This is a genomic window from Lunatimonas sp., assembly GCF_020832325.1.
Classification (GTDB): domain Bacteria; phylum Bacteroidota; class Bacteroidia; order Cytophagales; family Cyclobacteriaceae; genus Lunatimonas.
On record NZ_JAFIEU010000035.1, the window covers coordinates 23,770 to 33,471 of the forward strand.

13 protein-coding genes are annotated in these 9,702 nt (G+C 45.5%); 6 read left to right on the forward strand and 7 right to left on the reverse strand.

The window, feature by feature from the left end; genetic code table 11:
* The first annotated feature begins 83 nt into the window (after window positions 1–83).
* Window positions 84–275: a hypothetical protein gene (locus JJU34_RS12800; RefSeq protein ID WP_228692769.1), complete on the forward strand. Its 192-nt coding sequence runs from the start codon at window positions 84–86 to the stop codon at window positions 273–275.
* Between the two features lie 16 nt (window positions 276–291).
* On the opposite strand, the gene queG is transcribed toward JJU34_RS12800, so the two are convergent.
* The 3 genes from queG to JJU34_RS12815 form a co-directional block, all read right to left on the reverse strand.
* Window positions 292–1,242 (reverse strand): tRNA epoxyqueuosine(34) reductase QueG, encoded by a 951-nt coding sequence (gene queG / locus JJU34_RS12805; protein WP_228692782.1) that lies wholly within the window; start codon window positions 1,240–1,242, stop codon window positions 292–294.
* 28 nt (window positions 1,243–1,270) lie between these two features.
* Window positions 1,271–2,305 (reverse strand): Holliday junction branch migration DNA helicase RuvB, encoded by a 1,035-nt coding sequence (ruvB, locus tag JJU34_RS12810; protein WP_228692770.1) that lies wholly within the window; start codon window positions 2,303–2,305, stop codon window positions 1,271–1,273.
* Between the two features lie 222 nt (window positions 2,306–2,527).
* Window positions 2,528–3,139 carry a hypothetical protein gene (locus JJU34_RS12815; protein ID WP_228692771.1) on the reverse strand — a complete coding sequence of 204 codons (612 nt, stop codon included), beginning with the start codon at window positions 3,137–3,139 and terminating at the stop codon, window positions 2,528–2,530.
* 166 nt (window positions 3,140–3,305) lie between these two features.
* On the opposite strand from JJU34_RS12815, the gene JJU34_RS12820 reads away from it, so the two are divergent.
* The 3 genes from JJU34_RS12820 to JJU34_RS12830 all read left to right on the forward strand — a co-directional run bounded on the left by JJU34_RS12820 (window position 3,306) and on the right by JJU34_RS12830 (window position 5,099).
* Window positions 3,306–4,325, forward strand: a complete 1,020-nt coding sequence (locus tag JJU34_RS12820; protein WP_228692772.1) for an alpha/beta hydrolase-fold protein — start codon at window positions 3,306–3,308, stop codon at window positions 4,323–4,325.
* Between the two features lie 54 nt (window positions 4,326–4,379).
* A complete protein-coding gene (locus JJU34_RS12825) occupies window positions 4,380–4,661 on the forward strand; it encodes a hypothetical protein (protein WP_228692773.1) in 282 nt (93 codons plus the stop codon).
* A 72-nt stretch (window positions 4,662–4,733) separates the two neighbouring features.
* Window positions 4,734–5,099: a DUF2200 domain-containing protein gene (locus tag JJU34_RS12830; RefSeq protein WP_228692774.1), complete on the forward strand. Its 366-nt coding sequence runs from the start codon at window positions 4,734–4,736 to the stop codon at window positions 5,097–5,099.
* A 201-nt stretch (window positions 5,100–5,300) separates the two neighbouring features.
* Here JJU34_RS12830 and JJU34_RS12835 read toward each other — a convergent pair whose 3' ends face one another.
* On the reverse strand, window positions 5,301–6,395 hold the full coding sequence (locus JJU34_RS12835) for an MBL fold metallo-hydrolase (RefSeq protein ID WP_228692775.1): 1,095 nt from the start codon (window positions 6,393–6,395) through the stop codon (window positions 5,301–5,303).
* Between the two features lie 418 nt (window positions 6,396–6,813).
* On the opposite strand from JJU34_RS12835, the gene JJU34_RS12840 reads away from it, so the two are divergent.
* Complete coding sequence (locus JJU34_RS12840; RefSeq protein ID WP_228692776.1) at window positions 6,814–7,422, forward strand: hypothetical protein; 609 nt, start codon at window positions 6,814–6,816, stop codon at window positions 7,420–7,422.
* A 2-nt stretch (window positions 7,423–7,424) separates the two neighbouring features.
* On the opposite strand, the gene JJU34_RS12845 is transcribed toward JJU34_RS12840, so the two are convergent.
* The 3 genes from JJU34_RS12845 to JJU34_RS12855 form a co-directional block, all read right to left on the reverse strand.
* On the reverse strand, window positions 7,425–7,610 hold the full coding sequence (locus JJU34_RS12845) for a hypothetical protein (RefSeq protein WP_228692777.1): 186 nt from the start codon (window positions 7,608–7,610) through the stop codon (window positions 7,425–7,427).
* An 85-nt stretch (window positions 7,611–7,695) separates the two neighbouring features.
* Window positions 7,696–8,073 carry a GxxExxY protein gene (locus tag JJU34_RS12850; protein ID WP_228692778.1) on the reverse strand — a complete coding sequence of 126 codons (378 nt, stop codon included), beginning with the start codon at window positions 8,071–8,073 and terminating at the stop codon, window positions 7,696–7,698.
* A gap of 888 nt (window positions 8,074–8,961) precedes the next feature.
* Window positions 8,962–9,513, reverse strand: a complete 552-nt coding sequence (locus tag JJU34_RS12855) for a hypothetical protein (RefSeq protein WP_228692779.1) — start codon at window positions 9,511–9,513, stop codon at window positions 8,962–8,964.
* A 48-nt stretch (window positions 9,514–9,561) separates the two neighbouring features.
* Here JJU34_RS12855 and JJU34_RS21850 point away from each other — a divergent pair.
* On the forward strand, window positions 9,562–9,702 hold a 141-nt coding region (locus JJU34_RS21850; RefSeq protein WP_366512700.1), incomplete at its 3' end, for a transposase.

A 9,702-nucleotide genomic window follows, 5' to 3' on the forward strand; every position in this document is an offset into this window, starting at 1 on the left:
TAAACGTAACAAATCTTATTTAGCTAACGTAAGAACTCTTAATATTATTTAACCTATACTGATCCAACTTAAACGATAAGATTATGATAGAATACGTTAAAACCATTTTGCTCAAGGTGAGTTTTGACAAGAAGCTTTTCGAGAAGGAGTTGCGCAAAGGACTTAATCTGTTGGTCCCCTCCGAGTTGGAGGAATTCAGAGAATGGTGTTATCGTACATTTGCTAAGGTTTATGAACCGGTCTTGAACAAGTATTTTGTCAAACTAGCCGGATAAGGTTACACGTAGCCCCCTACTCTTTCTGGGGGCTTTTCTTTTTCACAAACTGCACATTTCGCATCAATCCCTCCCACTTGGTTCGCTTTACGGCGGATTTTTGAAAAACCTTCCCAAAAGTATCCCGGGTCATTTCTTCCCAGTCCTTTTTACCGAATTCCTGTAACAAAGGGTGGGGCAAAAATCCCTGCTCCTTATGGGGAGTGGAAAAACGGTTCCAAGGGCATACATCCTGGCATATATCGCAGCCAAAGACCCAATTTTTGAACTTTCCCTGCATTTCTGTGGGTAAGGCATCCTTGAGTTCGATGGTAAAATAGGAAATGCAGCGGGAGCCGTCTACCACCCCCGGGCCTACAATCGCCTCGGTGGGGCAGGCATCAACGCAGCGGGTACAGGTGCCGCAATAGTCTTCGACAAACGGATCGTCTGCCCGCAACGGGAGATCGATGATCAGCTCGGCCAAAAAGAAAAAACTCCCCATTTGCCGATTGAGCAATAGGCTGTTTTTGCCCAACCACCCCAATCCGCTGCGCTGTGCCCACTGCCGCTCCATGACGGGTGCGCTGTCTACAAAGGCCCGGCCATTGATATCCCCGATTTCCTCCCGCAACGATTCCAAAAATACGTTTAACTTATCCCTTACCACCCAGTGGTAGTCCTTGCCGTAGGCGTATTTGGCCAGCTTGTAATCCTCATCGCCCTCAGGAAGTTTCTCATCAGGGAAATAATTGTAAATCAAGCTGACGACTGACTTGGCTCCCTCCATCAACTTGCTGGGATCCAGCCGCTTGTCAAAGTGATTGGCCAGGTAGGCCATTTTCCCCTGATAATTCCGAGAAAGCCAAGCCTCTAGTTTGGGAGCTTCCTCCTCCAGAAAACAGGCCTCTGCAATACCGCAAAAATCAAAGCCCAGCCTTTTGGCGGTTTGCTTGACGATTGTTGCATGCTGTTCCGGAAGGGTCATCGAAGAAGGATTGGTTTCAGGGCAGGGATCAGCCAAACAGGCTGCCGGTACTTGCGCCGGCATCGGGATTTAGGTTCAGATGCTTGTAGGCAAGCGGGGTGGCTTCGCGTCCCCGAGCGGTTCTTTTGAGGTAGCCTTCCTGAATCAAAAAAGGCTCGTAGACCTCTTCGATCGTTTCAGCCTCCTCTCCGCAGGCGGTAGCGATGGTCGTGATGCCCACAGGGCCTCCCTTAAATTTATGAATGATGGTGGACAGGATACGGTTGTCCATTTCGTCCAGGCCGTTTTCATCCACGTCCAGGGCAGCAAGCGCCACCTTGGCAATGGCCAGGTCGATGGTTCCATTTCCTTTTATCTCCGCAAAATCCCGGGTTCGTCGCAGCAACATATTAGCTATACGGGGCGTACCCCGGCTTCTTCTCGCAATCTCAAAGGCCGCCGGCTCGTGAATAGGTGTGCCCAATATACCAGCGGAGCGCATGACGATATCCGTCAACAGCTTTGCATCGTAGTATTCCAAGCGTGCATTGATCCCGAAGCGGGCGCGAAGTGGAGAGGTCAGTAACCCAGATCGGGTGGTGGCCCCGATAAGTGTAAAGGGGTGCAGGGAAATCTGTACAGACCGGGCATTGGGGCCCGAATCCAACATGATGTCTATGCGAAAATCTTCCATCGCCGAATACAGGTATTCCTCCACGATGGGGTTTAGACGATGGATTTCGTCTATAAAGAGTACGTCTCCTTCATCCAGGTTGGTTAGGAGTCCCGCCAGGTCGGAGGGCTTGTCCAGCACCGGCCCGGAGGTGATTTTCAGGCTAGAACCCAGCTCGTTGGCGATGATGTGACTCAGGGTTGTCTTACCGAGCCCCGGAGGACCGTGTAATAACACGTGATCCAGCGACTCACTGCGCTTTCTGGCGGCAAGCACGTAAATCTTGATATTTTCCACGATCTTTTTCTGACCCGTGAAATCGTCAAAGCTCAGGGGACGTAAGGCTTTTTCAATTTCCCTGTCCGATGAGCTTAGGTGTTCGTCGTCTCCTCGCAAATAATCTTCTCTCATAGATGCTTGATGCTGCGCAAACACAAATATAAGAAATTTGAGCGGAGGCTGGAGTAAATATCGAAACCATAGTCTGACTAGACTACTACTGCTTGGAGAACAAATCTTTCAGTTGCGCTAAAGCAACGCATTTATCGTAACCGAAACAATTAACAATAGACTGAAGAATTCAGGTCAGGAGGCACCCACGAAAACAAAATAACAAAAGCTCCACTTAACAAGCTAATAGGACGCAATTTCCACAATCGTAATCCCCTTAAAACAATCATCCTGGCAATTGTCCAAAAGAAAACCGGAAACAGAAATCATCCCGTTATTGGTTGCCTCAAAAATGGCCTGTCTATTGTCTCTCCTTACCAACCAATCGGAAGCGGATAGGGCATACACCTCGTCCAAGGTGATTGGTTCCGCTGCACCTGTACCCTCGTGCGAACCCAGCATCTCTCCCTCCTCCTGCCACTCCAAGACCTCTTCGAGTCTTTTTCCGGACACTTCTTCAAACTCATCCGCCGTCAACCCCAAGTTAGCAAGAACAGTATTTCGAGACGCTTCATCCCAGCCCGTTGCGGGCCTCTTAATATCTTGAAACACAGTATAGCTGAACGACCGACGGATTACCTCACCGCGATCCACCGTAATGACGGTGCTCCAAGAACCCCCGGTCCAACTTGCTCCAGTCGCCGTATAGGTATAGGAATTATTCGATGCATGTTTAAAGTCAAGCCAAGCCCTTTGACTTTTCTCAAAACTGCTTTGGTGCTCCAAAAGCGTGTCGTTACAGCTTCCCATAAAAAACACACCAACAAGTAAACAAAAGCTAAGGATCTTCTTCATACCAAAGTGCTTTAACGGTTAACTAATATATCTTGCAACCCGGACGTAACTAAATCCAAAAATGCTACAAACCCAAGAAAAAAAACAAAATAGGATTTAAACTATCTCTTTCTTATTTTCACATTTTGGGAAATCCCAGCCCAGTATGACCTAAAACATTAGACCTGTGAACCAAACCTACCTTATTGCCCTATTGATTTCCCTTTCCAACTACGCGGCAATTGCCCAAGAAGGCAGCAAAGAACGCATCAAGGTATACAGCAAGGCACTCGAAGGCAACCTGATCGGAGACCCAGCTGAACGAGACGTGACCGTTTACCTACCTCCCTCCTATCAGAGCAATCCGGATCGCCGATACCCCGTACTCTACATGCTTCACGGATTCACCGACACCGACTCCCAGTGGTTTGGCTGGGAAGACCATTGGATCAACCTGCAGACCGTCATCGAACAGTCCCTCGCCGAGGGCCTTTCCAAAGAAATGATCGTGGTGATGCCCAACGCCTATAACCGCTTCAAAGGAAGCATGTACGCCAGTTCGGCCACCATAGGCGATTGGGAAACCTTCGTGACCAAGGAACTGGTAGGCCATATCGACGCCAACTACCGGACGCTGGCTGACAAACGCAGCCGTGGGCTGGCTGGCCACTCCATGGGAGGGTATGGCACCCTACGCTTGGGCATGAAATACCCGGATGTGTATGCGTCCATTTATGCCCTCAGCCCCTGCTGCATGGATGGAGGGGCCAATACCAACGCGGAGTTGATGTCCAGGTTGGAAGCCTATGCCCCAGAGCAACTGGACGCGGCAAACTTCTTTGAGATTGCTGCTTTCGCCACCTCTGCCGCTTTTGCCCCCAATCCCCAGAATCCACCTTTGTACTTGGATCTGCCCGCAAAAAACGGTGAACCACGCCAGGATGTGATCAACAAGATCATCGCCAACCGCACACTTAACTATGTGGATCAGTACATCCTAAACCTCAAAAAACTAAAGGCCATTGCACTGGATGCGGGACTTCAGGACCGTGGTATCAGCGAGGCGAGCAAGAGACTGCATGAGATTCTGGAAGCCTACCAAATCCCCCATTTCTACGAGAGCTATGAAGGGGACCACCTGAATCGGATTGCGGAACGTATTCAAACAAAAGCGCTTCCCTTTTTCTCGGAAAACCTCATTTTCTAAAATACCTTCTTTGAAATCATCGAAAACGGAGGCTCAGGAGATTTCCCTACCATCATGACCTCCGAATCCACTCTTCCTACCCATACGGTATTCAAACCTCAGGATCTGACAAAGTTTGGCCAAAACCATAAGCTCCCCATCTTTGTCGGAAACCTCGATGTAGGTCATGGCGGTACCTATTCCCAACCTTTTGGAGGCGATTTTGCCCGCGTCGCTAGCCAATGGTACAAGTGGCAGCTGAAAGGGGATAAAGAGGCAGAAAAACTCTTTACCGGCACCCCTAACGGACTCTCTAAATCCCAAGGATGGGTGGTGGACCGCAAAAAAATGAACTGAGGGTAGTTGAGCCTAGAATTTGTATATTGGGTAAGGAATAAACATTAAATTCACATACTAAGCCTAATACTCATGAAAACCACCCCCGAACACGATGAAAGAATGGCAAAAATGACTTTTGCCACCGTTTACCCCCACTATGTCACCAAAGTGGAGCGCAAAGGAAGGACAAAAGAAGAGCTGCACCAGGTCATTGAATGGCTAACGGGATTTGACGAGGCAAAGATGAAAGAGCTCATTGACCAACAAGCCACATTTGAACAGTTTTTTGAACAGGCCAATCTGCACCCGAATGCAGACCTGATCAAAGGAATGATTTGTGGCTACCGAATAGAGGAAATTGAGAACCCACTTACCCAAAAAGTAAGGTATCTGGATAAGTTGGTGGATGAGTTGGCAAAGGGTCGGAAGATGGAGAAGATTTTGAGGGAGGGGTAATAGAATGGGCAGGCAATCTCCATACAGTCTATCTGATTCCTGTGCTGAGTTATCGGGTGGAGTTTTGATCCAAACCCTGAAGATGCTGGGATGTTTAGGAGTCTACGCTCGCGGCAAAAGGATCACTTCAAGATCAACCTACAAACCTATCCCTATCCTAAACCCTGGACTCACCTGTGGCAATTTGGATCCCACTCAAATTTATTTTACCTCGGTCCACCATGATTTAAAAGTTTGTGTTTCATCATCAATATTCACTTTTTCACCGATAATCGGAGTGATTAGCGGGATTCCCTGCTCCAAAGCAAACCTGCTTACTTCGCTCAGAGGCTCATCCCAAGGGTGCATGGCAAGTCTAAACTTACTGGAATGAACAGGCAGCACCCGCTTTGCCTGTAGGTCCGAAGCCGCTGCAATAACCTGATGGGGCATAAAGTGAATTTTATCCCAGGCTACATTGTACTGCCCATTTTCAAGGATTGCCAGATCAAATGGCCCATGGGCTTGCCCGATTTCCGCCAAATGGCTATCGTAACCGCTATCACCTCCCACAAATATTCTGAGGTTAGCGGTCTCTATCACATAAGAAAGCCATAGGGTATTGTTTCTTCTCATGCTCCTGCCCGAAAAATGCCTGGCCTTGGTGGTATGGATTTTCAATTCACCGATTTCTACGGTCTCATCCCAGTCTTTTTCGACAATCACCGACGGGGAGTACCCCCAGTGTTCAAAGTGGGAACCTACACCCAAGCCACAAACCACTTTGTTTACCTTTTCTCTTAAGCCCAAAATGGTACTGTAATCCAGGTGGTCATAATGGTCGTGGCTGATCAGGAGGTAGTCAATTTGCGGAAAATCCGTAACTGTATATTGATCTGTTCCTTGAAATGCTTTCAGACTGCCTGGTATAGGAGAAGCATTGCCACTTAACACGGGGTCCACCAAAAACCGCTTGCCCTCCAATTGCATAAAGTAGGATGAATGACCAAACCAAACCAGGACATTTTCTTCTCGAGGCAATGTTAAAAGGTCGGTCTTCTTCGAAGGGATTATTCCTTTTGGTTCCCGATTGGGATGGCTTTTAAAATATTGGTCAATTAGTATGCCTGCCATGGAATAACCCTCCGAGAGCATGGGAGTGGGACTGAAATTTTCAAATTGACCGTTTTTGAAATGAGGAGATTGCCGGATTCGTTCCAAGCGTTCACCACTTGGGGCCTTACCAAACCTGGGATGCTGCAAAAACAGCAAACCACCTACTATCAGGAGAAGCAGAATGCTCAAAAATAAGATCATAACACGTTTTAAAATTTTCAGGATTTGCTTCATTTCCAGCAAAGATACATTCAGCGTCAATACCGAACTTTGTTAAAAAGTTCAAATTTGTTTGTTGGGAGGGTCAGGAAATCAAGGGACAGCTTCCGATTGATCTTCTTCAAAGAAAATAGAAGGAATCGGGATTAACAAAGTACAAAAAATTGAGCCAGCCAAACGGACAGGCAAGCTCGACGCAGCCGGCAAACACGGGGGCGGCAACCAGGAGAGATTCTCTGTACGGGTCAGACCAAGGCATGCTGATAAACCAGGACAAGGTGTAACCTATCAAAAACAATTATAGACACATAAAAAAGGCATTTAATAGGCCAATGAAAATTTTATTAAACAAATTCTCCACAAAATAAAACAAAAACCGACTAGCTTCGTAAATTTGGCTATGCAAATACAAAAATACTCCCTTGTACTCGCCTTGATTTTTTGCAGTCTATTGGCCTGTCAAACTACTGAAGAATTAGAAAAACCACAGCAAACCTACCAAGTAAGCCAAATTGAGTGGCAATATATCGCTCAAGACGAGGACAACATACTAGAAAAAGCTGTTCCTGAACAGGTATTTCAAAATCCCGGAGATAATCCCCTCACCATCGAAGTAAACCCTTTGGAAGGGCTTATGGGCACTTCCCTTTTTGAGTTTGACCAACCTGACCATTTTGCACTTGCAAATTTGGAAGAAGCCTTGGTAGAATCACCAAGCTATCAGGGGATACTGGGTGGGTTTATTGCATTGGACAATGGCCAAGAAGTGTTGCTTGGCAAAGAAGCTTTTGAATTCCCCCTAACTGTTGAGATGGGAGACGCTTTCGAACTACCTGCCAAAACGGCCATGAACTACCAAGGAACTGCCGAATTCAAAAATTTGAAGGCAAACTTTCTCCTAACCGTTACAGAATACCCATCACAGCAAACCCATCAGCTTAGCGGAGTTTGGACGGGCACATTTTTTTATGGCTTTCATAGCGATGTGGTGGTAAATGAGCTGGAGTAAATTTACTCTTGCATCTTCTTCATAAGCATCGCACGGGTGACAAACGAAGCTGACCCGACTAGCAGCAACAAGGCCCATAGCGGGGCAGGTATCGAAATGGATTCGATAAATGCGGATAGTGTAAAGGCTAGGCACAATACCATACATACCGACAACACCCATTCGTTCATTCTCCTTATACGTGTCATAGCATGCTGTGGATTAGGGTAGTAGACTGATCAACGGTAAAAATAATGTATGACCGCTGAAAAAACATTTCAGTGGGATAAAAATTTAGAGTTCATTCACTATTCTTGTTATTCCGTCCTTAATTAACTTCTCATTGAAGTTGATTAGCAAACCTAATTTCAATCCGGTTATTTTTAAATAGGTCAGCAGTTGTTTTGGGTGAACGGGTGCAAGCTTTTCTACTGATTTCAATTCAACAATCACCTTATTTTCAACGATTAAATCAGCTCTAAAGCCCAAATCCAACTTTAAATCATTCCACATTACCGGAATGGCCTTTTGCTTTTCAATATTCAATCCTAGTCTGGCAAGTTCAAAAAACATGATCTCTTCATAAACAGACTCGAGCAATCCAGGACCTAACTTCACGTGGATATCGTAGGCAACATTCACTATTATTTTTGAAACTTCGTTTTCTACCATATTACTGCAATAAATTTAAGGATTTGGCTGAAATAAATCCCTCGCTAAGACGCAAAGGGTTTTTATAAATCTTCAGCACTAAACCCATCGAATCTTCTTTGCGACTCTCCGTGAAAATAAATCTCTCGCTAAGACGCCAAGACGCAAAGGGCCTTATAAATCTTCAGCACTAAACCCATCGAACCTTCTTTGCGACTCTGCGGCTCTGCGTGAAAAAAAAACCTCGCAAAGACGCAGAGGGTTTTTATGAATCTTCAGCACGTAACCCATCGAACCTTCTCTGCCACTCTGCGTGAAAATAAATCCCTCGCTAAGACGCCAAGACGCAGAGGGTTCTTATGATTCTTCACCACTAAACCCATCGAATTTTCTTTGCGGCTCTGCGGCTCTGCGTGAAAAAAAATCTCTTGCTATTTTAAGCAATGTGTTGCATGCAAATAGCGACTTTACCTTGGTTGTTCCAAAACTGTTTCAAAAAGCTCTTCATCAAACCTAAAGTTGGTGCATTGTTATTTTCCAGTTACAAAGCCCGGAAAGGGACTGTTCTGAACATTCATTCCAAAGCTCCCGCAGATCGCGCGGATGTTCGCAGATGGTCTTTCGGCGGCCATATGCGCAATACGGGAAAAAAAGGGAAAACCAGCCAAGAAAACCACTCAAAAGGTATACAGCAAAAATACAAGCAGCCAATATGCCGCGGAACCAACGCCCGGCAGTACCATTCTTCACACGACGGAAATCGAACCGGTTATTTAATCCGCATAGATACTTCCGATAAGTAACCCGCTACGCATCTGTTCCACCACAACGGATAGGCATCGCAGGCAACCCCCGAAATTCCGCTGCGCTCCACTTAGGTTTAGCCTTGTATGTTGTGCGTTCATTTTTTTACAATACTATTTGCTCCCAATATTGTGCTTTTAAACATTCCCCAGCTTTTTTTGAAACAGATTCTTTTTGTTGTTTTGTCAAAAGATATTCGGAAAGAATATTGTTTGAATTACTCGGATCCTGAATACGTTTGTCAATAAATTTATCTCTAAGATATTCTAAAATGGTCCGAACATTTACTGCAAGTTGTCCCTTATTTTTATTGTATAACGCCTCAAAAATTATGAGTTCAAGGTAGATCGAAGGAAATTTGAGAGCATGACATTTGCTCCAAATTTTAAGTACTCGTATTTCATCAAGTCTTCCTGAATTTTTTACAGTATTGACGTGCTCCTCAATATTGGTCTGAAGCCAATTACCAGTGTCCGAATTATAAAGACTATGCCAATTTTGATAACCGCTTTGCACCTTACCTGGTACTAAATCAATTTTTTGTCCATTACTTTGAGTTTGAATTGCAACCGTTCTTTTGGAAATGGGATAATTATTTTGTTGAAGTTTCGTTGCAAGCGATTCAAAAATGGTTTTTAAATCTTTTGAATTAGGCATTTTGAAAATGGCTAAAATCTACCTACATTGCTCTGAAACACGGTTTTCATGGAAAAAAGGTATAAGAGTCTCTCCATATTCGAATTTCAGGAGAAGTTTCCCTCGGACAGGGAATGCTATAAGTATCTGGCAGAGCTCAAATGGAAGGAAGGGTATGTCTGCAAAAAATGCGGACACACCAATTACTGT

What these genes read in the sequence shown, in the direction of transcription:
- JJU34_RS12800 (WP_228692769.1), top strand. Translation starts at nt 84, where the DNA reads ATGATAGAATACGTTAAAACCATTTTGCTCAAGGTGAGTTTTGACAAG.
- queG (WP_228692782.1), bottom strand. Translation starts at nt 1,242, where the DNA reads ATGACCCTTCCGGAACAGCATGCAACAATCGTCAAGCAAACCGCCAAA.
- ruvB (WP_228692770.1), bottom strand. Translation starts at nt 2,305, where the DNA reads ATGAGAGAAGATTATTTGCGAGGAGACGACGAACACCTAAGCTCATCG.
- JJU34_RS12815 (WP_228692771.1), bottom strand. Translation starts at nt 3,139, where the DNA reads ATGAAGAAGATCCTTAGCTTTTGTTTACTTGTTGGTGTGTTTTTTATG.
- JJU34_RS12825 (WP_228692773.1), top strand. Translation starts at nt 4,380, where the DNA reads ATGACCTCCGAATCCACTCTTCCTACCCATACGGTATTCAAACCTCAG.
- JJU34_RS12830 (WP_228692774.1), top strand. Translation starts at nt 4,734, where the DNA reads ATGAAAACCACCCCCGAACACGATGAAAGAATGGCAAAAATGACTTTT.
- JJU34_RS12835 (WP_228692775.1), bottom strand. Translation starts at nt 6,395, where the DNA reads ATGATCTTATTTTTGAGCATTCTGCTTCTCCTGATAGTAGGTGGTTTG.
- JJU34_RS12840 (WP_228692776.1), top strand. Translation starts at nt 6,814, where the DNA reads ATGCAAATACAAAAATACTCCCTTGTACTCGCCTTGATTTTTTGCAGT.
- JJU34_RS12845 (WP_228692777.1), bottom strand. Translation starts at nt 7,610, where the DNA reads ATGACACGTATAAGGAGAATGAACGAATGGGTGTTGTCGGTATGTATG.
- JJU34_RS12850 (WP_228692778.1), bottom strand. Translation starts at nt 8,073, where the DNA reads ATGGTAGAAAACGAAGTTTCAAAAATAATAGTGAATGTTGCCTACGAT.
- JJU34_RS12855 (WP_228692779.1), bottom strand. Translation starts at nt 9,513, where the DNA reads ATGCCTAATTCAAAAGATTTAAAAACCATTTTTGAATCGCTTGCAACG.